We start from the raw sequence: 26,074 nt of genomic DNA on the forward strand, positions 1-26,074 counted from the left end.
AGAAATTCTCGGACTTAGCTTAATTCGAGTGTTTCTTTTTTTGTTGTTGTAATCATCAAAATTTTGCGATACGTTTTATGTAATGAATACTTAAGGAGGCTACATAGATGTTGCGTTGCAAGGAAGAAGTCTCATCATTAACAAAAGAGTTAGTAAACATTGAAAGTATCGTGAACACCGATGGAGAGAAAGAAATCGGAATTGAGTTATATAATTTGATTTCAAACTTTCCCTACTTCATAAAAAATCCAAGTCAAGTCATTCTCTCTCAAACTAGAAACGAGACAATTGAACGATATAACGTCCTTGCATTTGTAAAAGGGACAAAAGGAACTTCGAATAATACGGTTATATTAATTGGTCATATGGACACAGTTGGAATAGATGATTTTAACCATTTATCAGAAATTGCTACTCGTCCAGATGAACTTGTGGAAGAGTTTAAAAAGGAAGTTCTCTCTCCACTTGTTCGTGAACACGCGGAATCTGGTGAGTGGATGTTCGGTCGAGGTTCCCTAGATATGAAAAGCGGTTTAGCAAGTAATATTTATCTACTAAAGTACTATTCTGAACATCCTGAGGAGCTGGATGGTAATCTAGTACTAGTTTCTGAGTGTGATGAAGAAGATAGTTCAAATGGTATTCTTTCTTCTTTAAAAGATTTAAAGGCATGGAAAGAGGAGCACAACTTTAACTATATTGGAGCTATCAATTCAGACTTTGTTTCACCGCGCTACGAAGGGGATGAAAACCGATACATATATAAGGGGACAGTTGGTAAGCTTCTGCCGTCTTTTTTTATAACTGGCGCAGAAACTCATGTAGGCTCATGCTTTGAAGGTCTCGATCCGAACTTCCTGGCAGCGGAGCTAACTAGACATATCGATTACAATCCTGATTTATGTGATGAGGCACTTGGAGAAATACCAGCACCACCCGTTTCGTTAAAGCAAATGGATTTAAAACCGTCCTATACTGTCCAAACAGCATTATCGGCATATGTGTACTACAATTTCTTTGTACATTCTTGGTCTCCAAAAGATGTGCTTGAACGTTTAAAAGTCGAAGCAACGATTGCTTTTCAAAATGCATTGGAACTTTACACCGAGAGATATAAGAAATATTGTGAAATGAGTGGCGAGCCTTATCGAGAGACGATTTGGACTCCACGTGTATTTACTTATGAAGAAATGAATGACTTATTAGTAGATGAGCACGGTGAAGCGTATCTTTCTCATATGGAGAGTTTCAAAAAGGAACTGTTACAAGATGATAGCTTGGATATACGTATGTACGCTGCTAGAGTTGTTGAAGAAGCATGGAAGTGGATGCCAGATAAGAGACCTGCAATGATTGTATTTTATTCTTCTGTTTACTCTCCTCGTATTGCTCTTTCAGGAGAAACAGAAAATGAACGAAATTTAATTTCTGCACTAGATGAGGCAGTACTCGCAGTTCAACCTGAGTATGAGCATCCGATTGTGATTCGCAACTTCTTCCCTTATATTTCTGATATGAGCTTTGTTGCGTTAAATGATGATGAAGAAGGAATTTCAGCAATCATTGAAAATAATCCGAGCTGGGGAACAAAGCATTACGTGAATTTCCAAGACATTCGGGATATTAATGTACCGATTATTAATATCGGACCTTACGGGTATGATGCACATAAAAAATATGAACGACTAGAGAAAAAGTTCTCTTTAGAAATTGTACCGAATCTAACAAATGAAGTGATTCGTAGATTGATTGGATAGTAGGGGGCATAGTTTTGTAGGATTTCGCTATTTTCTTGTGATTCTCGCTATTATAACGTGAACATCGCAATATATTAATTATTCTCGCGCCTTTTTTAAAATTTCATGATTTCATACAGAAGAGGCAGGGCCAAAAGTATTTTCGGCGAAGAAAAATCCGAACAATCATCTCAAATTCGTTTAATAGGATTTGAATGAGTTCGGATTTTTTTGTTTTTTTGTTAGAGACTACGTTTTGTTTTAAGGTATTTTCTAGCTGTTAATTGGAGTACAAGACGAAGACTCCTGCGGGAGAAGCGAGTTAGGTAGACCCCGCAGGGAGGAACGACTGAGGAGGCTCACCAACACCCCGCGGAAAGCGAAGTCTTGCACGGAAATTAACAGCTGTATTAAAAGCCTATCTAATTTGAAATTGTTCGTCTTTTGAGTATCGTGTTTTATTTTTGTCACAACCTCTTCACTTTATTTGTCCGCTGGAAAAATAAGTCCAATTTGCTTTCTAGTTTCTTCTAAAATTTCTGCTGTAATCTTTGCACGTTCGTATGTATTCACTTTAGATTCTAGTTGTCCAATTCTAATTAAGTCTACAAATTCTTTGACTTCGTAATACATCGGTGGATATTCTTGGTTAAATTTAATATATTCAACACTCCCATTTTTATAGCGAATTTCTATTTTCCCCGGTTCTGAAATCTCATCAATTAAGATACTACCATTCTCTCCTTGTATTTCAGAAGGAATGTACGAATCTGAAATTTTGGAATGTAGGATGGTACCTTCCATTCCATCATACAAGGCAAGCACACTCCCTGCTCCATCTACGCCTGAATCTAGCATTGTCGCTGTTGCTTTTACATCCATTGGTTTTCCAAACAACAAGACCATTGGATAAATTCCGTATACCCCTAAGTCCATTAAAGACCCATTTGAATAAATTGGATTAAAGGCATTCAGTATCGTGCCTTGCTTATAAGAATCATATCTAGAAGAATACTTGCAATAGCTAGCAAAATATTTACGTACTTTCCCGATTTTATGTAGATTCTCCTGCACAGCCGTAATGCTCGGAAGTAATGTTGTTTTCATCGCTTCCATTAATACGACATTATTGTTTTGTGCGCATTCAATCAATTCCTTTACTTCACGGAAGTTTGAGGCGAATGGTTTCTCGCACAACACATGCTTACCTGCACTCATTAACGTAATTGCTTGATCATGATGAAACGAATTAGGGCTTGCTATGTAAATTGCATCAATATGTTCACTTTTTGCCATTTCATTTATATCAGTATACACATACGTTGCACCATGTTTCTCCGCAAATTCTTGGCCAGTTTGTTCAGACCTAGAATATACTGCTGTTAACCGAAAACCATCAACGAACTTTGCCGCATCAAGTAATTTATCTGTTATCCAGTTCGTGCCGATAGTACCAAATCTAACCATTTCCCACTTCTCCTTTTACATTTTCTTTCTTAACCTTACTAAATAGATTTTTATAAAACAACTCCATTCTATAAGTTTAAAATTCCATCGTTCAGAAAGAATGAAGGATAACAAAACTTATTCAAGAAGGAGTTAGGAATGCTAAAAATGTACTCTCCCTCAACTGAAGGCACAATTAAGCTAATGTTCACCATTTTTATACTAGTTCTAACAATCGGCAGCGTCATTCACCTATTAAACCAAGCCAGTTATGAAAATTGGATGATTTTTTTCAAGATGAGCAGTCTCTACGTCGGTGTTTGTTTACTTATATTTCTATCAATAAAAAGCCAACGTATAATTCTACGGTCAAATAAGCTTATTTTTATTCAACTTGGTTTCACTAGATACTCTATACCACTAGAAATGATTAAAGAAGTGCGCAAAGGAAAACTAAACGGTTCTCCCATCATGGAAGTAGAAACACATATTAGCGGTCATCTCTGCATTGCCCGCCTACCCTACTTCCCCTTTGAAAAGGACTGGGATGAAATACTAGGCGTTATAAAAGAGACTTGTGGACATGAAGTGATTGGAGAGATGACGTTGGTGAGGAATAAGGGGGAAATTAGGACTTGGATGGAATGAGAATAATAAAAGGTCACGACCTAAGCCGTGACCTTAAAATATTATTTAATCTGGAAGTTAACTCCTGACTGAGTAGTTACTCCTACATACGTTGCATTTGCATATAGGTTATAGTAACCTGCAGGAAGCTTTTGTCCATTTACAGTTCCGTCCCATTCAAACGTTTGGAAACCCGAACCAACATTTGTATGTTCTGACACTACACCTACAAATTGCAGTGGTCCACCAGTTGATGTCGCTGTATAGATAAAGAATACAACTTCTTCTGCTCCACCAGGGAAGTAACCGGAAATACCATTAGGTCCATCATTACCTTGCGCCACTGATAAACTTGAAACACGAGGATAATCTGGCTCTTTAATAAATAATATTGTTGGTACATTCATCGATCCGGATCCATCACTGATTGTAATAGAGCCCTCATAGTAACCTGGTGCAAGTTTTCCTGCGTCAACTTGAACATTGAAGTTCACTTGCTGTGATTTCCCTGCATTAACTTTAAGGTTTGAGCTAGTCATCACTTTTATAGCTTTTGAGTTTTCTCCAAAGTTCACATCAAAGCTATAAGTTTTACGTTCCTTTGACGTATTCTTAATTGTGAAATGTTGTTTCTCCACTTGCTTCCCTTTATCCTTATAGAACGTTCCAAAAGAATGACTACCAGGTGTTACTAGTGTTTCAGTATTCAACGCATCCATAATACGAATGCTTCCTGCACCTTGAGTGTTGTGTGGATACAACTGTCCTGTTGCAGGATTAATTAAATCCTCAGCAGTATTCATTAATGCAGCCTTTACATCTTCAACACTCCACTCAGGGTGTGCTTGTAATAATACAGCAGCAGCACCAGCTACGTGTGGAGATGCCATACTTGTTCCTTGCATAGCTGCATATCCGTAAGGGTTTGCAGGGTTATGGGTAGGAACCGTACTCGTAATATTCACACCAGGAGCTGAAACATCCGGCTTGATCATCCACGTTCCAGTAACAGGACCACGTGATGAGAAACTAGCCATCGTTTCACCAACGCGACTGTTATACTCGATATTAAATGATACTTTGTTATTTCCTTTTTCTAATTCTGCAAGAAGTTTTTGACCATCCTCTAACGTTGTTTTAATTGTCGGCACTGCCATCCCTGGAACATCAGCATGTTCACCAGCGATGTTATTGTAAATGATCGCTCCTACTGCTCCGGCATTTTTTGCATTTGTTGCTTTGTCAACAAAAGCAAAATTCCCTCTGCTGATCAATGCAATCTTCCCAGTTAAATCTTTTCCTTCAAAATCGTTTGCAGCACCTAATCCAACATGAACATATTCGTATTCTTTTCCATTTAACGCAAGTAATTCCTCATCACTAGGGAATCCCATTACTTTTGCAGATGGATAAGAAACACCTTCCGACGTGAATAACGTAGAAGTGTATACATTGTAAGGAAGTTGTGTCGCACCAACTGAAATTGCTTCACGAGAAGTACCTGGAGAACCTACTGTCCAATTGTTTGGTCCACTGTTACCATTTGAAGTTATAGCTACGACGCCTTCAGCCATTGCCCAATCAAGCGCAATACTTGTTGCCCAGTCTGGATTGTTTAATGAATTACCTAAAGATAGGTTCATTACATCAGCACCGTCTTGTACAGCCTTTTCAACACCAGCTACAACATTCTCAGTTGTACCGCTTCCTCCAGGACCTAATACACGATATGCAAGTAACGTTGCTTCAGGAGCAACACCTTTAATTAATCCATTAGCTGCTACTGTTCCAGAAACGTGTGAACCATGTTGAGTTGCAGCTCCTCTTGGATCACCTACGGGAGTTTCTTGCGGATCATTGTCGTTATCAACGAAGTCCCATCCTTTATAAGTTCCAAAGGCATGCTTTAAATCAGGGTGGTTATAGTCAGCTCCAGTATCGATTACCGCAACTGTAATACCTTCACCTGTAAAACCAGTTTCCCATGCTTGATCTGCTCCAATGTGCGGTGCACTATCAAACATATTTGGGCTCACTGCATCAGAAGAAATTAATTCCGCGTTCCCCACACTTGTTACTTTGTATTCTACATTCGGGTACACAGCCTTTACCCCCGGAACTCCTAATAGAGCTGGGATTTCATTAGCTGGAAGTTCAACAGAAAAACCAGAGAATACATGTTCATACTCTCGATTCACCTTAGAACCCTTAACCTTTTTACTAAGCTCTAATTTTACTTGATTACGAGCTTTAGAAAGATTAGATTTTGTTTGTTTTTTACCTGTATGCTTCGCTTCTACCATAGATGGTTCTGTAAGTTCAACGATTACTGAAGTGTTTTCGGCAGATTGAAAGTTAAAATCTCCATGAATTTGAGCAATTTGTTGAGCTTCACCACTGTTCGTTGCTGCAACCGCCCCTGCTCCAAATGATGAAAAAGCGAGTAAAAAAGCAAAACTGATAATTAAAGATTTAAAAGACCTTTTTGACATGAATCTATTCATCCCCTTTATTCATAGTAGTTGCGCTTATATTCTCCCCCCTTATATTTAGCGCCGAAAAAAAGATTTCGAACACATTTAATGTTCTGTAAATTAAATCAATAATCCTTGAATCATAAGTCCTATTATTTCGAGTGATTTAGTGTACTTTTGACAAAATACCACACTATCCACTATGCGTATACAAACCCTCAATCACCCCAATACTACTATCCCCATGTGAATAAGACACTTATAAACTAGTAATATACGACCAGCCCCATGTAATGTAAATGTAATATAATAGTTCTTTAAATCTATTTTAATATTAATAATTTTCTGATATATTAGAACTATTAGTGTCACACATAACCCAACTAGATATTTTTACATACGTTTCCGTGACATAGTAAAAACATTGGAGGGAAATTATGAAGAAATCAAAAGTTCTTTCGACTGCAGCTGCAATTGCACTGAGTGTTGGAATGCTAAGTACAGCATTACCTACATACTCACCAAGCGCAAAAGCAACTGACTCACATTCTCATCATTCCGATCATTCTCATCCCTACGGCGGATCTCCATTCGACCTAGGTGTAGCTAATGATGAGCGTCTTATTAAGATGCTAAAAGATCAGGGGACAATTGCAAAGAATGCAACTCCTGCTGATGCACAAAAAGCATTAAACAAGTTTTTACAAGGGAAGTCCGAAGCAGCTGAAAAAGAAGTAGGCGACCTTCATAAAAATGAACAGGAAGTCCGTGCAGAACTTCAAAAGCAAATGAAGAATAATAACAGCCTAACTAGTGGAAATGGAAATAAACTGGGTCAGGCAAAGAAAAACTCTGTTGATTCTGTAAAAGAAGAAGCTTGGGATGGCGGAACTCGTACAGATGATGTACTTGTTGTTTTAATTGATTACCCTGATGTGCCTCACAATACATTAACTGCTGAAGAGACAGATATGTATTACGAAGGAGAAGAAGCGTACTCACGTGAACATTACCAAGATATGCTATTTGGTACAGGTGGCTGGAAAGGTCCAGATGGAAAAACTTATGTATCTATGAAGCAATATTATGAACAACAATCTGGTGGTAGTTATTCTGTGAAAGGTACAGTTGCTGGATGGTATACAGCAAGTAAGCCTGCTGCTTACTATGGTGGAAATGTTCCAGATCCAGATGGAAGCGATGCAAGACCTCGAAGCCTTGTTGCAGAAGCATTACGCTTAGCTGCTGCTGATCCTACAGTAAATCTAGCAGACTATGATAAATGGGACCGTTACGATTTAGACGGTGACGGCGATTACCTTGAGCCGGACGGACTTGTTGACCACTTAATGGTTATTCACTCTGGTGTAGGTGAAGAAGCAGGTGGAGGAAATCTTGGTGGAGATGCAATTTGGTCTCACCGTTGGAATTTAGGTGGAATCTACGCGATTCCAGGATCTCCAGCACCAGCTGTTGATTACTGGGGAGCAGGAACAATGTATGCATATGACTACACAATTGAGCCAGAAGATGGAGCAGTTGGGGTTATGGCGCATGAATTTGGTCATGATTTAGGTTTACCTGATGAGTATGACACTCAGTATACAGGTGCTGGAGAAGCAGTAGCATATTGGTCTATCATGTCTGCCGGAAGTTGGGCAGGTGGTTTACCTGGAGCACAGCCTACTGGATTTAGCCCTTATATGAAAGAAATGCTACAAGCATCTGCTGGTGGTAACTGGCTAACAGGTACTGAAATCAGTCTTGATGACGTATCGAGTAACGGTACAGAAGTATTACTAGATGAAGCAAGTACAAAAGGAACAAACAATGACGTAGTTAAGGTAACTCTTCCAGATAAGGAGACAACTATCAACACTCCTTTCAGTGGGCAATTTGAATACTTCTCAGGCAGCGATAATAATCTAGATAACTCTTTAGTAACAACTTTAGATTTAACTAATGCTACATCAGCTGAGTTAACGTTCAAAGCTTGGTATGATATTGAGGTTGATTGGGATTATGCCTCTGTACAGGTTAACGGAGAAACAGTTAAAGGGAACTTAACGACTGAAACTGATCCACACGATCAAAACCCTGGTCATGGTATTACAGGTTCTTCAAATGGTCAGTGGGTTGACGCAAGCTTCGATTTATCAGCATATGCTGGTCAAGAAGTAGAACTATCTATTAACTACTGGACTGACGTTGCTGCAATTAACCCAGGTTTATATGTTGATGATGTGACTGTAACAGTTGATGGAAACCAAGTATTATTCGATGATGCTGAAGGTACATCGGCATTTGTTCTTGAAGGATTTGAAAAATCTACTGGTATTGTTACAAGTGAACACTATTACCTGTTAGAATGGCGCAGTCATAACGGAGTTGATGAGGGATTAGCCAACATCCGCCGTGGTGCAAGCCTAATGCAATATAACAAAGGTTTAGTTGTATGGTATGTAGACAAAAAGTACAGCGACAACTGGACTGGTAATCACCCTGGTGAAGGTTTTGTTGGGGTTGTAGATGCTGATCAAAAAGGTAACTTCTGGAGTGACAGATCTGTTGGTTCTTCTCGTTACCAAGTTCATGATGCAGCATTTAGCCTACAAAAATCTGAAAAGATGTTCTTAGATTATACAGACCTATTGGGTATAACAATGAAGGATAACTCTACAGCACAAAATACTTTGTTTGATGATAGTGCGAACTATTTAAACCCAAGCTTACCAGATGCTGGACGTAATGTTCCTAACTACGGACTAAAATTCCGTGTTACTGGTGAAAGTGCTGACGGTACTGTTGGTAAAGTGTTAATCTTCAAGTAATTAACGCAAAAGGAAAGACGATGGCTAAGCCATCGTCTTTTTTGTACCCTTTCATTTAAACCAACCTTTTTCCTTGAACCTCGTAATCGCTTCAATTCGATTACTAACTTCCAATTTATCTAAAATCGCTGATATATAATTTCGTACAGTTCCAGTTGTAAGAAACAATTGTCCTGCAATTTCTTTCGTGCTTTTTCCGTCTGCCATCAAGACAAGCACTTCACTTTCTCTATCGGTTAGTGGGTTTTCACTACTTGTATTATAGGCTTCATCTACGAGTTCTGAAGCATAAATACGTCTTCCTGATACAACACTTCGAATAGAGCTTGATAGTTCTTCGCTCGGACTGTCTTTCAGTAAATATCCATCCACCCCTGCTTTCACAGCACGGTCAAAGTAACCTGCTCTTGCGAAGGTTGTTAATATAATAACCTTGCAATCTAGTCCTTTTAACTGTTCAGCTGCCTCTAGCCCACTGGAGCCTGGCATTTCAATATCCATAATGCACACATCAGGGTTATGCAGCTTTACAAGATTGACAGCTTCTTCCCCATTTCCCGCTCTTCCCACTACTTCCATATCTTCCTCTAAATCGATGAGAGCAGCAAGTGCACCTAATAGCATTTTTTGATCCTCTGCAATAATTATTCGAATCATACTCCCACCTCCTGATCGATCTGTTTAAATATATTCGGTACCTTGATGATAATCGTTGTTCCATCTTCTGACTGAATGTCCAAACTTCCATTCACAAACTCTAGTCTTTCCTTCATTCCTTGTAAACCATTCCCTCGAATAGTCCCAAGGTCCTTAATTCCAATTCCGTTGTCTGCGACTTTTACAAAAAGTTCAGTTTCCAACTGCTCAATCGTAATCGTACAAGTTGTTGCATTACTATGTTTTACTACATTATTAACTGCCTCTTTTATACACATACTCACGACATTTTCAGCGATTAAAGATGTGTTGAACAAATGAGAATCACCAATTAGCTTAAAGTTTATTTGAGCAACTTGTAAGATTTGTTCAATTCTGAAGATCTCGTCCTCCAGTTTCGTACCTCTCATCTCAGTCACTAATTCCCGAACTTCCTTTAAAGCGATTCTAGCAGTTTGTTGAACATCTCGTAATTCTAATTGAGCCTGACTTGGATCTTTAGCAATTAATCTTCGCGCTAAGTCGCTCTTCAATCCAATTAGGGATAGCTTTTGACCTAGTGTATCGTGTAGGTCTCTTGCAATTCTCTGTCTTTCCTCTAGCTTCGCAAGTTCCTCAATTCGCTTATTTGCATCCTCTAATTGTCCTTGAAGCTTATCTTCTTTGTTTTTATTATACGTGCTTACAGGAAGGAGAATGACCGCTATAAGACTCAAAAATACAAATGGCAGCTGGGTAATAAACACAGGGTTTTTCGTAATAAAGCCATAGTTTATCGTAAAAAGAGTACTAATTAAATGAATCGTATATAACGTAATGAAGGCAACCTTATTTTTCAAATTTCCTATGAAAAAAGCTAGAAAAAGAGAGAAGTATATATACCCATATAACAAACTCATCCCAAGAGAAATAGCAATTTGAATAGTCGTCCAGAAATAAACAAGCCACCCTCTAGAAATAAAAGAAAGAACATAACACACAAAAAAGACGACAATCATCGAAATCCCGATTGCCGTTTGATAAGGAGACTGCGATTTAAAAATAAAGTAAAAAGGAAGAATGTAGAAGACAACCCAAACATACGGACTTAATCCCGTATTTTTAAGAAACATTTGATAAACCTTTTTCACGGTTGTCTCCCCTTTATGTTTTATTTCCCCTCTAAACTTGGCTTTGGATTTGATCTTTTCGCTTTTAATTGTTTAGATAGAGAATGTTCATTTTCCTTTGTCCGTTTCATTTCTTTAAAGCTGATAAACGACTTTTTCTCTTCATCCCATAGACGGAAGCGTAATGATTTAAAACTCTTAGAAAGAGTAATCGTAGTCGCCTTTTGAAGAGGTGGAGTTGCGTTATGAGCCTTTTCTAAATTATAGTTTGGTACTCTCGGACTCAAATGGTGAACATGGTGAAAGCCGATATTCCCTGTAATCCATTGTAGCACTTTCGGCAATTTGTAATAAGAACTTCCTTCAACAGCCGCTTGTACATAGCTCCACTCATCTTCATGTTCAAAGTAAGAATCCTCGAACTGATGTTGAACATAAAATAACCAAATTCCAAGTAAACCTGAAACAAAGAAAATCGGTGTCTGAATTAATAAGAACGCCTGCCAACCAACTGCCCAGCATAATAAGCTATATAATACAACGATCGATACATTTGTAATATACGTATTGATTCGCTCTTTTTTTCTCGCATTTTTTGTATTAAAACGATATTGCAATAGAAACACGGCAATCGGACCAACACCAAACATGACTACTGGATTTCGATAGATTCGATAATAAATTTTTGTCCAAATGGAGGAAGCCTCATACTCCTCAACTGTAAGAATCCACATATCGCCGATTCCACGTTTATCAAGGTTACTACTCGTAGCATGATGAATGGAATGACTTTTCTTCCATTGCTCGTAAGGAACAATCGTTAAAACTCCTGTTATTGTACCTACTATATCGTTTGCAAGTTTACTTTTAAAGAAAGATCCATGACAACAATCATGAAAAATGATGAACGTACGAACCATAAAACCGGATGCAACAATGGCAATCAGTAACGTTAGCCAATAGGAAACGGATAGGCTTAAATACGCACCATACCATAGAAGTAATAGTGGCCCAATTGTATTAATAATCTGCATGATACTAGCCTTCGTATCTGTTTTTTCATATGGTGCGACATCTTTTTTTAGCTTCGAGATACTTGCATTACTCATATGATTAATCCTCCTTCATTAAACTCCCAAGATACACCTTGTGTCTACTACTTAGTATAGAAAAAATCTCAAAAAGTATAAGTAATAAACGTCATATATTACAGCATGACAAATGTCATATAGGTCAATAGAAGTACAAGCTGCTGTAAGGATTATGAAGGATGAAATTAATTCAAAATGAGCAAATTTTTTAGTTGTTTTCCAAATATGCTTATCAATTCGAAATGATATTTTTTCGAGGCTTCTTCTCGTCAAGGATGAAAGTATACCTCTTCAATTATTTAGAAATTGTCTATATAAACAAAAATGTTCACCTTTAGTAAATACTCGCACACAATAAACCAAAATAAGTTGGAGCTTCGTATGATCGAAGTTTAATATGTCTCTCTTCTTCCGGGATGGCACCTGCTAAAATTAGTGCTTGCCATATTCCATCAGGTTTTGCAGCTTCTACAAATTCTTCATCAAAACCTTGTAATTTCTCTAGTTGATTTTGCTTTACAATTTGTAATACCTGTTCGTCTAACGTTTGTGCTGCAGGGTGATAGCCATAAGGTCCATTTTCGTTATGTGTATGAGACCAGTCACAACTAGCAACTAAACCTATCTTTTTATTTGAAGTTAATACCGCATTACGCACAGCTTTTCCAAATTCCAGGTGCTTCTCATAGGACAATTCCCTAGTTGGGTTAATCACGACAATCGGAACATTTGGCATGAACCGTAGCGGAACCATCACACCCCAGTCCATTGATAGGCTAGAATAAGGTCCTGATGCAGTAGCATAATTTATTAATCCTACCGGAAGTTCTAATTCATTTGCATGTTCCGCAATTTTTCTTGCTAACTCACGATCAACTCTGCGTTTCAATGTAAAAACGATATCGTTTTCTTCTATCGTCCCTTCCATATTTTCTGAATCTGTAATCGAAAACTGGCCAGCTATTCGAGTTCCATGTGGTGTTAAAACAATAATTGCATCTGGTTTTGCCTTTTCCATTTCAAGACCTATTTCCGTCATATTCCTTCTCGTTAATGACATCCTTTCAGGAGACTGTCCTTGAAGTTCTGGAATAATCTCTGTACCATGCGAAGTAATGCATGAAAAAACAAATGGATTCATTCGATTCCCTCCTATCCTCAATTTTTTTACTTAATATATTCGTGCTTTTCATTAAATCTCCTATTTCCGTATAACAAGAAATGTTTTCCACATACTTAATGATAGATCATTTTTAGAACGGAGGAACTACTATGCACTCTTCCAATTTATTTTCAGAAGATGAAGCCATTTGTACACAATACGAAAGTGACCCTGATCACTTTTTTGGAGCTATATTTCCACCAACCTTCGAGAATTCTGTATTTGTCCATTCCTCTCATGAAGATCATGTAAAAGCAATCAAGGATGAGCGATTTCATTACTCATATTGGCGGGGGACAAACCCTACTTTAGATGTGGTCGAGAAGAAATTAGCGAGGTTAGAACGTGGTGAACAGTGTAAATGCTTCGCTTCCGGTATGGCTGCTATTCATGCTGCAATACTAAATAGTATTCAAGCTGGAGATCATGTTCTGTGCATTAGTAACATCTATAAATCAACGACAAACCTTCTAACATATATGAAGAAATTCAACGTTGATCATTCAGTTGTTTATTCAACGAAAACTTCAGATATTGAACAAGCGATTTTACCAAACACAAAATTATTCTTTATTGAGAATCCTACAGACTTGAATTTCCAGCTTGTTGATTTAAGTGAACTTGCTAACCTTGCAAAATCGAAAGGAATACGAACAATTGTTGATAATACTTGGGCAACCCCATTATTTCAAAAACCTTTACTTCACGGGATAGATATCGTTGTCCATTCCGCCTCAAAATATTTAGGGGGGCATATGGACTTAGTAGGTGGGGCCATTATTACAAGTAAGGAAATTATGAAAGATTTATTTCAGTATGAGTATTTATTATTTGGAGGATCACTCGGACCTAGAGAGGCTACTCTACTGCTTCGTGGGTTAAAAACCTTACCATTAAGAATGAAAGCTCACCAGGAGAATGCAATGAAGGTTGCTACATTCTTAGAAACACATCCTGCTGTCGAAAAGGTTAATTATCCTGGACTTCCGCCTGTGCGTGATTCTGAGCTTAGGACAAAACAATTAAGTGGTTTTTCTGGTCTGATGACTTTTGAATTAAGAGATGCTAATTACGAAGCAATAAAAAGGGTTATAAATAAGGTCAAAGTGTTTAAAATCGGAGTATCATGGGGTACATTTGACAGTCTCATCTTATCACCCAATGTAGGTGATAACGAGGATGCTTTACTTAAGGAAAAAATAAGTCCTGGACTCATCCGAATATCTGTTGGACTAGAACCAGTTCAAATGCTAATAAATGACCTTAACCAAGCACTATTTGAATGTTAAACTAGTGATACTTTTCTAGCAGTAAGTAGTTGGACGTTAAGAAATTTTTATTTTTTATAAACTATGTAGGAAGCGAGAACTCCTTAAATAGGGTTTCTCGCCTTCTTTCATTAAGGCTCTTTTCTAAAACTTTGTTGCTGTTTAACACATTGGCTTTATGCTCAATTCGTTGATTTGTCTTTATAAGTATCAAGTTGAAAAGAGCGACTCTCTTAATGTATAGCTGACTCTTGCTACTAGGGTAAAAATCCGGCTTTTGGGATTTTTACAAAAACAACAATTTATACGAAAACAGCCTTCATTAAAGTTGAACTCCAGGTTTGATTGAGTTCTTTACCTCTCCCACTTCTTCCTCTCTACTATATCTCGGTAATGTAAATAAGTAGTACACACCAACAACAAGCATTAATATCGCTATTCCAAAGTAGATAAAATCAACTGAGCTAATCACGTTTGGGAAAACTAAAGCAATAAGCCCTAAAGAAATTGATTGAGCTAACATCATAAGTGGATCCACCCACCCGTTCACTCTACCCATAAAGCTGGGATCAACAAGAGTAGGAATCCATCCAGCCAGAGCGACGTTAATCGGTGCAATCATAAAACCTGTCATTAATACGAAGCATAGGTAGAGCCATATTCCATCCGCAAACCCCATCCCCGCTGTAGACACAACGGTCATAAGCACTCCGAAAATGATTAACGTATGCGGTTTAAACTTCTTCCCCCACGTAGCACAAAGCGAGCTCCCAATAAATACACCAATTCCGAAGAAAATTGCAAATAACGAAGCATACCATTCATAGTTATCCGGTGCTAATTTAAACTTCATTGTAAATAACGGTAAAATTGCAAATCCACCATTAATAAAGCCAAAAATAAAGAATCCAGAGACAATTGTAAGCAAAAGTTTTCTATCTAAAATATATCTTCCCCCAAGCTTAAAGTCTGTGATTGTTTGTTTAAAGCTCATATCTTTTATGCTATTTTTCCCGTTTGGCATTCTCGCTTCGACTGCAATGGAACATGCGCGAATTAGAAATGCCGAGACAATGAAACTCACACTATCAATAACCAGTGCACCATAAATCCCAATCGTTTTATACGTTAAGGCTCCTAACCCAACTCCAAATAGCATAAATATACTAAATACCATTTGATTCAAACCTGCTGCTGTTTGATATTGTTCTTTTGTTAATATCCCTTGAATTAGCCCCGCTTCTGCAGGGAAAAAGAATTTAGAGATAGCACTTCTTAAAAACAAAATGGCAAAGATGAGCGGAACACTATTCACGATAACAGCAATAAATAAAAATAGTGTTAATAACGCTCGAATCCAATCTGAGTACTCAGCAATCTTTTGGCGGTCTAATCGATCAGCCAGTACACCAACGAACAGAAATACTAATAGAGTCGGTAGAGAGTACATTAACTCAGCTAATGTCGCCAAATAAGGTTGGTCACTAAAATGATCTAATAAATAAAATGCAAATGCCATATTACCAATCGTGGAACCAAGTTGAGAAGTAATAGCACCTAAAAACAACTTTACAAAAGTGCGATTTTTAAATATCTCTTTCATATTAATACCTCCACAAAAAAGGTGATTACACGTATACTTACTGCAATCACCTCTAGCATTTATAACGTAATCCTTACTATTGTCCCGTCTTTGTCTTTAACATTAACAAGCTCTGTGCCTTTAAACTCTTTTAGACTATGAATTAGTTGCTTTAACGTCTTATGATCTAGTTGTTGGATCATCTCTGCATACTCACTGCCAATCTTTTTTTTCAACAAGTTTACTACAACATTAGATGTTCCCATTGACAGAAGTGTATATGGAATCCAAATACGTATTGGAAATTTCAAATCAGGTGTCACCACTTTTATCTTCATAATCTATTCAATCACGATGAGGACCTTTTCTCCGTCCGCACTTTCCACATCCACAATCGGTCCTTCAACATTATTTACGATCGCTTCTAAAATTAAATTGATATCTACACCATTAAGGTGCTGTTGTACTGCTGGTATATGTCCAATCGCCCCGTGTAAAGATTTCACTAATTTCAATGGTAAATTGACCTTTACCTTATCGCCATCAACAGAATCCACAAGAATTTTCAAGCTCTTTTCCATATATTTGTTTGTGTCAATAGTCGGAGCTGTTTCTTCCTTTAATGCAGATAAAATCTCAGCAGCCTCTTCATTATTTAACTTTCCGTCCTGTAACAATTCAAGTACCTTTGAAATATCAGATTTCATTTATTCTCCTCCTCAAATTTTACTATCTCGACGAATGCCCTTTAATCTTGTAAAATGATGGTACACACATTTTTTTGGATAGCACTTCTACTCTTTTAGTGAAGTGCTTTTTTTATTTTTTCTTCAGCATTTTCACTGCTTCTTCAGGACTAATGTCCCCACTGCCAAGTCGATCCAGAATATTTTTCTTTTCCTCTGCCTTCTCTTGGTTTACTTGATATGGATCACCAAGCTCTGAAATAATTTCTTCTAGTTTGTTTCTAACTGTTGGATAGGATATTCCTAAAACCTTTTCCACTTCTTTAATACTTCCCCTACAGAGTATAAAAGTCTGGATGAATTGAAGTTGTTCCTTATTCAATGAAAACAATGCTGGAAAGTCAAATTTGTTTTCGATCGTTGTGTGACAATGTCCACAGGTTAACTTTGTGACATTTAATCTTTCCTCACATATCGGACAGGTTGTAATTACTTCTATACCCATTTTTTTCCACCTCCATAAACTGATTATATGATTTATCATTAATTAAATCAATCAAATAATTAATTATTTTAAACTTAAAATTAATTATTTTAATAATCCTATTAAAATATACATAAAAAGGGTTACCCTTTCATTCGGGTAACCCTTTTTCTACATGATACGATTACTTGTTTGTTATTGATTGACTTTGTTTGTACTCAATAGACTCACTTAATTGATCTTTCGTCATGATGAGCGCTCCAATAAATGCAAGTACAGATGGGATAATAGCCCACATAAACGTAAAGGTAATAGAGGAAGATAGGACATCTGTGATCTTATCCAACACTGGCTCTGGAATTTGCGCGCGTGCCTCTGGCTGTAAAATGGCTCTTGGATCATTCAGCATCGAGCCATTCATTCCGTTTCCGTTCATTCCTGCGAATATCTCCTGTAAACTAGAAGTAAAATCATTACGTTGAATAATCCCAAATATCGTTATACCTAGTGTCATTCCTAATGAGCGTATAAATGAGACAGTTGAGTTTACCGATCCTCTCATGGATGGCTCAAAATGATGAATCGCCGCATTCGGTAGAACAGAAAAAGTTGCACCAATTCCTAGCCCTGTCACAATCATATATAGCGTAACCAATAGCCTGCTGGAATCTGGACTTAGCGTACTTAATAACGCTATTCCAGCAATAAGAATAATTGTAAAGATGATTAATATCCTTCTATAACTGATTCTGTTCATTAAAAATCCACCACCAGTTGCCGAAACAACCGATCCTACCATCATTGGCAATAGAACTAGACCAGAATTTGTGGCCGTTCCCCCTAGTACTCCCTGTATATAGATAGGAATATAGATAGATGCTGTAATAAATGCCATACCACTGAATAAACCAATTACGTTACTTGCTGTGAACAAGCGGTTCTTGAACATTGGAAATGAGATAATCGGTTCTTCTGCTTTTCTCTCAATTAAAACAAAAATGACAGATAAGATTGTAAATGAAACAAACAAACTGACAATGACCGAAGAATCCCACTCATATTCATTTCCACCAAGTTCAAGAGCAAACATCACGGAAACAATCGCACCAACTAATGTGATCGCTCCCCACCAATCGATTTTTTGTTTCTTATGAACTGCTGATTCTTTGTAAAAAACCGCAATAAAAATAAATGCGATAATACCTAGTGGAACATTAACGTAAAATATCCATTCCCAGCTAATATAGTCCGTAATATATGCGCCTAGTAATGGACCAAATATACTTGATAATCCGAACACGGCTCCAAATAACCCACCTAGTTTGCCTCTTTGCTCTACTGGTACTGTATCAAACATGATGGTGAACGCAATGGGAATCAGGGCCCCTGCACCTATACCTTGTATAGCACGATAAATACTAAGCTCTGTAATGGTGTTTGCGGTCCCACATAAAATGGAACCAAATAAGAAAACGATTAATCCAAATATAAAAAATCGCTTCCGACCAAACATGTCAGATAATTTTCCGAAGATCGGCATACCCGCCATTTCAGCCACCATATAAGCCGAGGTTACCCAAACGAATTTATCAAAGCCTCCAAGCTCACCTACAATGGTACCCATGGCGGTTGCAACAATTGTGTTATCCATTGATGCCATTAGAATGCTAAGCAGGAGACCTGCTATAACAAATCCCAAATGACTTTGTTTTGTTTTTGTCATTGTATGTATTTCCCTTCAACTGGATTTTCTCTTGACATCTAATCTATCATAATTTTGTTTGTATTATATAGGCACTTTTTGTAAATTTTATTTACATATTTCGACTACTAAAAGGAGAGGATTTCAAAAAATCCTCTCCCACTTCATTAATTATTTCCAGCCAACTTTGGCATCACTGCGCCACCATCAGTCTTTTTACCAATAATGTCTTCTTCTTGTTTTGCACGTTTAATAAAGAATGCCATAACAAGCGCAAGTGCCGCTATGAATACAGAAACGAAGAAGGCAAAATTTATTCCATCTAATGTTGCTTGCATTGTAATTTGTTCCTTCAGTTGAGCCACTTGCTCAGCAGTAGGTTGAGCACCGCTAGAAGCTGCATTTTTCATAGCTACATTACCAAGTTCAATACCTCGTGATTCTGCACGGTTAGACATGATTGTAACAAGCAGAGCTGTTCCAATTGCACCTGATACTTGTTGTAAGGTGTTGTTCATCGCTGTTCCGTGCGGGTAGTACACCGCAGGAAGTTGGTTTAGCCCATTTGTTGATACTGGCATCATAACCATTGACATTCCAAACATACGAACTGTATATAAGATGATTAGTTCTGTGTAGGAGGTATCCATTGTTAACTTACTAAAAAGATAACTTGTAACAACCGTAATAGCTAAACCTACAATGGCTAATATGCGTCCGCCATACTTATCAAATAATTTCCCAGTAATTGGAGACATAACTGCCATAAGTATGGCACCAGGCAACAGCATAAGTCCAGCATCTAAAGGTGAGATACCTCTGATTGTTTGAACATAAATCGGTAGTAATAACATACCTGAGAACATTGCCATTGTAAGGACCATTGAGATCGAAATAGATAATGCATACATTGGATATTTGAAGATTTTAAAGTTAAGCATAGGTGTATCTTGGTACACCTGACGTAAAATAAACCACGTTAACGCAATTACACCTGCTGCAATCGTTCCATATACATATGGACTATCCCAACCTTTGTTTCCAGCGGAACTAAATCCATATAACAATCCACCAAATCCGATACTTGAAAGCAATACCGAAAAGTAATCTAACTTTATGTTTAGACGTTCCTTCTTATCTTTAATCAAGAAGATCCCTAAAAGTAATACAATAACAGCAATTGGAGTTACAAAATGGAATAACATTCTCCAACCATAATGTTCGACTAAATATCCTGATAATGTAGGTCCAATAGCAGGAGCTCCCATTAACACTAGACCAAACACACCCATTGCCGCGCCTCTTTTTTCAACAGGGAAGCTTACTAACATGACATTCATTAATAAAGGCATTAATATCGCTGATCCAGATGCTTGCGTCATTCTTCCTGCTAATAATAATGGAAATTCATGCGCAAATCCTGCAAGGACAGTACCTAATAGGAATAAGCCCATTGCTGCAATATATAGCTTTCGAACAGAATATTTTTGTATCAAAAAGGCTGTTGTAGGAATTAACACTCCATTTACTAACATGAATCCAGTTGTTAACCATTGTACTGTAGATGGTCCTACCTCTAAATCATCCATAATTGACGGTAAAGCAATATTCAATAAAGTATTATTTAAAAATGCAATAAATGCAGCAACCATTAATACGGCTAATAGTCCATATGGTGGACGTTCATGATTAATTGATGAATCCATTTCCATTCCTCCTTATACACACGGTACAATTATTTATACCCTTTGTTCACATTCACATAAAATCTATAATATAACATCAGTACAAATTGTGCAATTGAAAAATACTGTCATTTATAGTGTTTGTGAAACTGGTATAAATACGTTACGATGACTAGTATACTACTCGTACAAATTCATGTTAAAAAGGTGATTCAATGAACGATCGGAAGCAGCATGTATTGAAAAAGGCTCATCAATTATTTACTGAAAAAGGATTTCAAGCAACATCTATTCAAGATATTTTAGAGTATAGCGGCATTTCCAAAGGCACATTTTATAATTATTTTTCATCTAAAAATGAATTGTTAATCGCTATTTTCACATCAATATATAAAAAACTTGAGGAAGATCGTAATGCCCTGCTAGTCGGGCAAGATCCATCAGATATTACAATCTTTGTTAAACAAGTTAATCTTCAAATGCAAACAAATCGAAAAAACAATCTCATAACACTTTTTGAAGAAGTAAGCTTTTTAAATGACGTCGAATTAAAACAAGCGATTAAAAAAGCTCAACTTAAATACCTATTATGGATTTACAATCGATTCATCGAACTTTTTGGAGCTGATAAGAAACCATATCTATTAGATTGCGCTGTTATGTTCACTGGCATCTTGCATCATAATATAAGATATTTTTCACTCGCTTATGAGTCTCATTCAAACATTGAACAAGTAGTTCAATATAGTGTGAATCGAATAAAAAACATAGTGTCCGAAGTTTCTCACTCAAAGGAGCAATTACTTAGTCCTGATTTGATTGAAAGTTGGATGCCGATGAAGAAGGGGCAAAGGCACGCATTCAAACAACAAGTTCACAAAACTGTCTTCACATTAAAAGAGGAATTACAACAACACGAAAAATATATACAATTAATTGAGTTTATCCAAGAAGAATTAATTGAATCAAAACACCCAAGAAAGTTTTTACTTGAGAGTACGTTAGCAACTTTAAAGCAGGAAACCTCTCTTCCAGACAATAACAATTTACTTGAGCTAGAACAGCATATTGTCCATTACTTTAAGCATAAAGAAGACCGTCATTAATGGCAGAAGTTAAACATGTGTGACCGCGCAAAAAAGTCTACTCCAATGGAATAGACTTTTTTTCATTTTTATAACGGTACATTCTCTAATTCTTCTTTAAATAACACATCATTTAATGCAATTTGGAGCGTACCTTTGAATTCTGCTCGACCATAGAAGCCGTCTCCGTTTGAAATCATGCTATTTACAATTTCAGCACGTAATCCGGTTAAGATCGTTTTACATCCCATCATGGCAATGCCATCAATAATGGCTAAAAGTCGTTGCATAATATTGCGATCCATTGGTGGAACACCTGATAAATCCATGATTAACGTTTGAATTCGCTGATTTTCAATCTCAGAAAGGACTTTCTCTTGGATTGTGCCAATTCGCAAATAATCAATAAATCCGATTAACGGTAATATACAAATAGAACGGTTAATTGGAATGATTGGAACAGATAAATTTTCTACAAGCTTACGCTGGGTATCTAACAATTCATCCTTGTATTTAGTGTAGCTAATAAAGAATGCTGTTAAAAATTTATCGACGAGCTCATTTACCTTTTTCTCCGTATTATAAAATTCTTCTATAACAGTTTCGCTGTTACGATCCACATCATAATTATACAAAAACAACCAAACTGTCCTTCTAATTGCCTGTACCCACTCTAATTTAAATGCGAGTGTTAACGAATGTTTTGCCCATGCAATTCCTTCATGCTTTGCAAAGCTTGTTAATTCATGCTCTCTCTCTTCAACAAGAAACATAACAAGCTTATTTGCATTGGTTAATAAATTGATGTTACCAATTTTATGTATTTCTTCAATTTTATCTCGTACATTTATCGCTTCATCTAACAATTTCGCTTCAAAGTCTTTTTGATTCTCAATAAAATAATCCTTTAACGTAGCATGATCGCTATACGTAAGACTCAACTTCTTCACTCCTCTATTGTTTACTAGATTCACTAATCTAGGTATACGTATCGTAAATTTTGTCCCCTTACCTACGATACTATCAACTGTAATCTTTCCACCATGTTGGTAAATAACCGAAAAAACTTGAGTTAGGCCCATTCCCGTTCCATGGTCTTTCGTTGAGAAGAAAGGAGTACCGAGTAGTGTTAGTTTTTCCTTTGGAATTCCGATGCCAGTGTCTTCAATCGTAACAATAACATCATTGTTTTCCAATGAATGAGTTAGTGAGAGTTCACCCACTCCTTCAATTGATTCGATTGCATTTTTGATCAGGTTAAAAAATGCCTTTTTAAATTGATTTTTCTTCCCTGTTACCAACATGTCAGTATTCTTGAAATCTGTCTTAACCGTTATGTCGTATAACTTGTCTTGAAACAAGTTCAATATCGATTCTAATTCTACCGTTAGATTAAAACTTTGAAACTCTTCATCTTCTAAATCAGGCTTTGAAACTTGCAATAAGTTGTTCAAAGTAACTAAGGCATTATCTAATTCAGATTGGGCAATCGCAATATATTCATTACTCCCATTTTCCTCTAGTAACTGTAGGAAGCCTTTCACAGCCGTTAAGGGATTTCTCACTTCATGAGCAATTCCAGCTGCCATTTGACCTACAGATGCTAATTGACTTAAATGATGAGTATCTTTTTCTGCTGTTTCAACTTGTACTTTCTCATCTACTTTCATGTAGTATCTCCCTTCCGCCACCGACACTTCATTGGTGAATAGGTTTTAATTATTTTAAGAAAGACTTGGCTATCGCCAAGTCCTTGGATGCAGGTGATGGCTTAGTATTTTTATGCGTGCTAATGATAGATATAATTTATGATAAGCCAAAAAATTAAATACACTCTTATTATTCTACTAAAAATACAACGAGATACAATATAAGTCTAGCATTAACATAAAAAAGTTGTAGTATACATTCATTTTTCTGAACATCAAGATGACACTTCTAGCCTGTAAATTAGAAATCTCTCATTTTCATTGTCCGAAAAAATACTTTGCACGGAAACTTCTTTAACTAGTTCAAAACCTGTTTCATTCTCAAGGTAAAAAATGTAGTCTGTTGATGGATAGTAAAGTACGGTATCCACTGTCCGTTCTGCCTCATAAGCTGACTGCATAATTAGATTTATAACTTTAATAAAAATTTGGATCGTAAAAGGATTAAAAAAATAAAATATCGTATCTCGTGGATCAATCATGTATTCTTCTGCGAGACAACAGTGAAAATGGATATTCCCTACGTTTCTTTTTGTTGACGCCTTATACCGCTTTACATTGTTAAGAGCTTCATTGTAAAGGAGCTCATTCATCTCAATCCCCGATACCGTTGCATCACATAAATAATGAAGAAGAAAGTTTAACCTACCTTTTCCACAACCAAAATCGACAACACCATCACCACTTTTAATTTCATAGTGTCTTAATAACTCTTCAATCGCTTCATATGGTGTTGGTTCATAACGATGATAGTGGATGGATTTAAGAAAGCCCTTTTGTTCTCCAATCGTATGAATACCTAATTTCTTTTCATAATCATTCACCAGCAATGCGCTCTCTCCTTAAAAGAAGCTATTCTTTATATTATGTCCTATATTTAGACCAAAAATAAATAAAGAGGTTGGGACAAAACCAAAACACGATACTCTAAAGACGAACAATTTCAAATTAGATAGCCTTTTAATACAGCTGTTAATTTCCGTGCAAGACTCAGCTTTCCGCGGGTGGTTGGTGAGCCTTCTCAGTCGTCCCTCCCTGCGGGGTCTCACCTAACTCGCTTTTCCCGCAGGAGTCTTCGTCTTGCACTTCAATTAACAGCTAGAACATACTTAAAACAAAACGTAGTCTCTAACAAAACAAATAAAAAAATCCGAACTCATTCAAATCCTATTAAACGAATTTGAGATGATTGTTCGGATTTTCCTTCGCCGAAAATACTTTTGGAACAGCCTCTATTAATGATTATTTATTATTTAGTTTATATAATATAGCCTCTACAAACTTAGAACATCTTTGGATATCACTAGCTTGAGGTAACAACTCAACTTTTAACGTAGCTGCTAACCTCGTATGCTGAAAAAGCATGTCTCTAAAGAAGTCTACAGCTCCACAAAAATTAGGATAAAAACGATCTCCTGTTCCAAACACTCCAGTTACCATGTCCGACTGATTCAAGATTTCAATCTTGGAGTATAACGCATTCATTTCTTTGGGTATAGCTCCATTTCCCCACGTGTATGTTCCAATTATGACCACATCCCTCTGCCTTAATGACTCTATGTTAAATTGGTCAATTGAATTCAAGGAAGCATCTAGTCCCTTTTCAATAAAAATCGAATAAATACTCGTTGCTAATTTTTCAGTATTACCTGTTATAGACGTGTATACAATTGATATCTTTGGTTCATTAAAGTTCATCAAAACCATTTACTTGGGACACCTTTGTATAGGTCCTTGACTTCTGCTCAAAGAAATCCGACTTTGTTTCATTCATCATTTCATCACTATAAACTTGTATCCAGGGCATAGGATTATTTCTTTCATTGTAAAGGTTACTCAGTCCTAGTTGCCTTAGACGTTTATTAGCCAAATATTCTAAGTATAGTTCAAACTCTTCTAGGTCCAAGCCTTTAACATCAGATAAGATGTATTGTGCCCATTCCATTTCTAAACGTATAGCATTTCTGATTGAATGATAGATATAATCAATATTCTCCTCAGTGTGAAGGTCTTCATTTTCAGTCAATAAGATCCGAATAAACTGGGACATAAAATACGCATGTTGCATTTCGTCCCTTTGAATATAGCTAATCATCGTACTAGTTTTGAGCATTTTTTGTTGTCTTGCTAAATGATAGAAAAAGGCGAATCCCGCATAAAAATAAATGCCTTCTAAGTTAATAGAATTCACCGCCAGCTTGAATATCGTTTGTGGAGATGGGTTTTCCCTAAATTGCTCATACGCATCTAAAATATTGGTATTTCTTCTTTGAATAATTGGGTCCTTAAGTGCATGATTAAAGACATCATTTTGCTCCTGTAAGGGAACAAGAGAACTTAAAATATAAGAATAAGACTCGTTATGCACCGCTTCTTGTTGAGAGATTACTGCAAAAATCGCCTTAAAACTGGGATCCGTTACATAATCCATTACCATACTCATTGTCGGTGTTTGTAAACTATCTAGTGATGCAAGTTGTGCATTAATTTTCAAGAATGTTTGTTGTTCCTTTTGATCGAGTTCAGCCCATTGTTTAATATCATCCTGCATATTGATTTCTTGTGCTTTCCAAAAGTTCGATAGCAAAGTTTGATACAACTCATACATTTGAGGATAAGCCACATCATTCCAGTTTAATAGTCCTGAAGATTGTCCATTTATTATTCCTGTCGATTTATTCGGATATTCTGGGTTCAATAGTTTAATTTTTCGTAGTTTCTTCTGTACCATTATTTAATC

Annotated in this window: 21 protein-coding genes; 5 read left to right on the forward strand and 16 right to left on the reverse strand. The window is 36.8% G+C overall.

The window, feature by feature from the left end; all coding sequences use genetic code 11:
• The first annotated feature begins 107 nt into the window (after positions 1 to 107).
• The gene (locus tag JR050_RS02550) at positions 108 to 1,757 is read left to right on the forward strand and encodes a M20/M25/M40 family metallo-hydrolase (RefSeq protein WP_204201949.1); all 1,650 of its coding nucleotides are present in this window, start codon (positions 108 to 110) and stop codon (positions 1,755 to 1,757) included.
• Positions 1,758 to 2,219: 462 nt separating this feature from the next.
• Here JR050_RS02550 and JR050_RS02555 read toward each other — a convergent pair whose 3' ends face one another.
• Positions 2,220 to 3,203, reverse strand: coding sequence for a Gfo/Idh/MocA family protein (locus JR050_RS02555; protein WP_204201950.1), 984 nt, complete (start codon positions 3,201 to 3,203; stop codon positions 2,220 to 2,222).
• 138 nt (positions 3,204 to 3,341) lie between these two features.
• On the opposite strand from JR050_RS02555, the gene JR050_RS02560 reads away from it, so the two are divergent.
• Positions 3,342 to 3,830: a hypothetical protein gene (locus tag JR050_RS02560; protein WP_204201951.1), complete on the forward strand. Its 489-nt coding sequence runs from the start codon at positions 3,342 to 3,344 to the stop codon at positions 3,828 to 3,830.
• Positions 3,831 to 3,871: 41 nt separating this feature from the next.
• Here the strand turns inward: JR050_RS02560 and JR050_RS02565 are convergent, their stop codons facing one another.
• Entirely contained in the window at positions 3,872 to 6,301 is a 2,430-nt protein-coding gene (locus JR050_RS02565) for a S8 family serine peptidase (RefSeq protein WP_204201952.1), read from the reverse strand.
• A gap of 419 nt (positions 6,302 to 6,720) precedes the next feature.
• On the opposite strand from JR050_RS02565, the gene JR050_RS02570 reads away from it, so the two are divergent.
• A complete protein-coding gene (locus JR050_RS02570) occupies positions 6,721 to 9,114 on the forward strand; it encodes an immune inhibitor A domain-containing protein (RefSeq protein ID WP_204201953.1) in 2,394 nt (797 codons plus the stop codon).
• A gap of 51 nt (positions 9,115 to 9,165) precedes the next feature.
• Here JR050_RS02570 and JR050_RS02575 read toward each other — a convergent pair whose 3' ends face one another.
• From JR050_RS02575 to JR050_RS02590, 4 genes are all read right to left on the reverse strand, one after another.
• Entirely contained in the window at positions 9,166 to 9,771 is a 606-nt protein-coding gene (locus JR050_RS02575; RefSeq protein WP_204201954.1) for a response regulator transcription factor, read from the reverse strand.
• Positions 9,768 to 10,901 carry a sensor histidine kinase gene (locus JR050_RS02580; RefSeq protein WP_346726694.1) on the reverse strand — a complete coding sequence of 378 codons (1,134 nt, stop codon included), beginning with the start codon at positions 10,899 to 10,901 and terminating at the stop codon, positions 9,768 to 9,770. The genes JR050_RS02575 and JR050_RS02580 overlap by 4 nt, the downstream gene beginning before the upstream one ends.
• A 20-nt stretch (positions 10,902 to 10,921) precedes the next feature.
• The gene (gene desA, locus JR050_RS02585; RefSeq protein WP_204201955.1) at positions 10,922 to 11,989 is read right to left on the reverse strand and encodes a Delta(5) desaturase DesA; all 1,068 of its coding nucleotides are present in this window, start codon (positions 11,987 to 11,989) and stop codon (positions 10,922 to 10,924) included.
• 316 nt (positions 11,990 to 12,305) lie between these two features.
• Positions 12,306 to 13,112 (reverse strand): DODA-type extradiol aromatic ring-opening family dioxygenase, encoded by an 807-nt coding sequence (locus tag JR050_RS02590; protein WP_204201956.1) that lies wholly within the window; start codon positions 13,110 to 13,112, stop codon positions 12,306 to 12,308.
• A 131-nt stretch (positions 13,113 to 13,243) separates the two neighbouring features.
• On the opposite strand from JR050_RS02590, the gene JR050_RS02595 reads away from it, so the two are divergent.
• Entirely contained in the window at positions 13,244 to 14,422 is a 1,179-nt protein-coding gene (locus tag JR050_RS02595) for a trans-sulfuration enzyme family protein (RefSeq protein WP_204201957.1), read from the forward strand.
• Between the two features lie 301 nt (positions 14,423 to 14,723).
• Here JR050_RS02595 and JR050_RS02600 read toward each other — a convergent pair whose 3' ends face one another.
• From JR050_RS02600 to JR050_RS02625, 6 genes are all read right to left on the reverse strand, one after another.
• The gene (locus tag JR050_RS02600; RefSeq protein WP_204201958.1) at positions 14,724 to 16,004 is read right to left on the reverse strand and encodes an MFS transporter; all 1,281 of its coding nucleotides are present in this window, start codon (positions 16,002 to 16,004) and stop codon (positions 14,724 to 14,726) included.
• Positions 16,005 to 16,063: 59 nt separating this feature from the next.
• On the reverse strand, positions 16,064 to 16,294 hold the full coding sequence (locus JR050_RS02605) for a hypothetical protein (RefSeq protein ID WP_204201959.1): 231 nt from the start codon (positions 16,292 to 16,294) through the stop codon (positions 16,064 to 16,066).
• 30 nt (positions 16,295 to 16,324) lie between these two features.
• The gene (locus tag JR050_RS02610) at positions 16,325 to 16,690 is read right to left on the reverse strand and encodes an SHOCT-like domain-containing protein (protein ID WP_204201960.1); all 366 of its coding nucleotides are present in this window, start codon (positions 16,688 to 16,690) and stop codon (positions 16,325 to 16,327) included.
• 112 nt (positions 16,691 to 16,802) lie between these two features.
• Positions 16,803 to 17,174 (reverse strand): DUF2089 domain-containing protein, encoded by a 372-nt coding sequence (locus JR050_RS02615; RefSeq protein WP_204201961.1) that lies wholly within the window; start codon positions 17,172 to 17,174, stop codon positions 16,803 to 16,805.
• A gap of 163 nt (positions 17,175 to 17,337) precedes the next feature.
• Entirely contained in the window at positions 17,338 to 18,876 is a 1,539-nt protein-coding gene (locus JR050_RS02620; RefSeq protein WP_204201962.1) for an MDR family MFS transporter, read from the reverse strand.
• Between the two features lie 146 nt (positions 18,877 to 19,022).
• Positions 19,023 to 20,561: a DHA2 family efflux MFS transporter permease subunit gene (locus JR050_RS02625; RefSeq protein ID WP_204201963.1), complete on the reverse strand. Its 1,539-nt coding sequence runs from the start codon at positions 20,559 to 20,561 to the stop codon at positions 19,023 to 19,025.
• A gap of 194 nt (positions 20,562 to 20,755) precedes the next feature.
• Between JR050_RS02625 and JR050_RS02630 the strand changes: the two genes are divergently transcribed.
• Positions 20,756 to 21,646, forward strand: a complete 891-nt coding sequence (locus JR050_RS02630; RefSeq protein ID WP_204201964.1) for a TetR/AcrR family transcriptional regulator — start codon at positions 20,756 to 20,758, stop codon at positions 21,644 to 21,646.
• A 68-nt stretch (positions 21,647 to 21,714) separates the two neighbouring features.
• On the opposite strand, the gene JR050_RS02635 is transcribed toward JR050_RS02630, so the two are convergent.
• The 4 genes from JR050_RS02635 to JR050_RS02650 form a co-directional block, all read right to left on the reverse strand.
• Positions 21,715 to 23,295: an ATP-binding protein gene (locus tag JR050_RS02635; protein ID WP_204201965.1), complete on the reverse strand. Its 1,581-nt coding sequence runs from the start codon at positions 23,293 to 23,295 to the stop codon at positions 21,715 to 21,717.
• A 254-nt stretch (positions 23,296 to 23,549) separates the two neighbouring features.
• A complete protein-coding gene (locus JR050_RS02640; protein WP_239454057.1) occupies positions 23,550 to 24,164 on the reverse strand; it encodes a methyltransferase in 615 nt (204 codons plus the stop codon).
• Between the two features lie 412 nt (positions 24,165 to 24,576).
• Positions 24,577 to 25,041, reverse strand: a complete 465-nt coding sequence (locus JR050_RS02645; RefSeq protein WP_204201966.1) for a flavodoxin domain-containing protein — start codon at positions 25,039 to 25,041, stop codon at positions 24,577 to 24,579.
• Positions 25,022 to 26,065: a ribonucleotide-diphosphate reductase subunit beta gene (locus tag JR050_RS02650; RefSeq protein ID WP_204201967.1), complete on the reverse strand. Its 1,044-nt coding sequence runs from the start codon at positions 26,063 to 26,065 to the stop codon at positions 25,022 to 25,024. The genes JR050_RS02645 and JR050_RS02650 overlap by 20 nt, the downstream gene beginning before the upstream one ends.
• Positions 26,066 to 26,074: the final 9 nt, after the last annotated feature.

Source organism: Bacillus suaedaesalsae (assembly GCF_016890225.1).
Taxonomy (GTDB): domain Bacteria; phylum Bacillota; class Bacilli; order Bacillales; family SA4; genus Bacillus_BS; species Bacillus_BS suaedaesalsae.

Bases quoted from the DNA above. Each gene is read 5' to 3' on its own strand.
- JR050_RS02550 (WP_204201949.1), top strand. From the start codon at position 108: ATGTTGCGTTGCAAGGAAGAAGTCTCATCATTAACAAAAGAGTTAGTA.
- JR050_RS02555 (WP_204201950.1), bottom strand. From the start codon at position 3,203: ATGGTTAGATTTGGTACTATCGGCACGAACTGGATAACAGATAAATTA.
- JR050_RS02560 (WP_204201951.1), top strand. From the start codon at position 3,342: ATGCTAAAAATGTACTCTCCCTCAACTGAAGGCACAATTAAGCTAATG.
- JR050_RS02565 (WP_204201952.1), bottom strand. From the start codon at position 6,301: ATGTCAAAAAGGTCTTTTAAATCTTTAATTATCAGTTTTGCTTTTTTA.
- JR050_RS02570 (WP_204201953.1), top strand. From the start codon at position 6,721: ATGAAGAAATCAAAAGTTCTTTCGACTGCAGCTGCAATTGCACTGAGT.
- JR050_RS02575 (WP_204201954.1), bottom strand. From the start codon at position 9,771: ATGATTCGAATAATTATTGCAGAGGATCAAAAAATGCTATTAGGTGCA.
- desA (WP_204201955.1), bottom strand. From the start codon at position 11,989: ATGAGTAATGCAAGTATCTCGAAGCTAAAAAAAGATGTCGCACCATAT.
- JR050_RS02590 (WP_204201956.1), bottom strand. From the start codon at position 13,112: ATGAATCCATTTGTTTTTTCATGCATTACTTCGCATGGTACAGAGATT.
- JR050_RS02595 (WP_204201957.1), top strand. From the start codon at position 13,244: ATGCACTCTTCCAATTTATTTTCAGAAGATGAAGCCATTTGTACACAA.
- JR050_RS02600 (WP_204201958.1), bottom strand. From the start codon at position 16,004: ATGAAAGAGATATTTAAAAATCGCACTTTTGTAAAGTTGTTTTTAGGT.
- JR050_RS02610 (WP_204201960.1), bottom strand. From the start codon at position 16,690: ATGAAATCTGATATTTCAAAGGTACTTGAATTGTTACAGGACGGAAAG.
- JR050_RS02615 (WP_204201961.1), bottom strand. From the start codon at position 17,174: ATGGGTATAGAAGTAATTACAACCTGTCCGATATGTGAGGAAAGATTA.
- JR050_RS02620 (WP_204201962.1), bottom strand. From the start codon at position 18,876: ATGACAAAAACAAAACAAAGTCATTTGGGATTTGTTATAGCAGGTCTC.
- JR050_RS02625 (WP_204201963.1), bottom strand. From the start codon at position 20,561: ATGGATTCATCAATTAATCATGAACGTCCACCATATGGACTATTAGCC.
- JR050_RS02630 (WP_204201964.1), top strand. From the start codon at position 20,756: ATGAACGATCGGAAGCAGCATGTATTGAAAAAGGCTCATCAATTATTT.
- JR050_RS02635 (WP_204201965.1), bottom strand. From the start codon at position 23,295: ATGAAAGTAGATGAGAAAGTACAAGTTGAAACAGCAGAAAAAGATACT.
- JR050_RS02645 (WP_204201966.1), bottom strand. From the start codon at position 25,041: ATGGTTTTGATGAACTTTAATGAACCAAAGATATCAATTGTATACACG.
- JR050_RS02650 (WP_204201967.1), bottom strand. From the start codon at position 26,065: ATGGTACAGAAGAAACTACGAAAAATTAAACTATTGAACCCAGAATAT.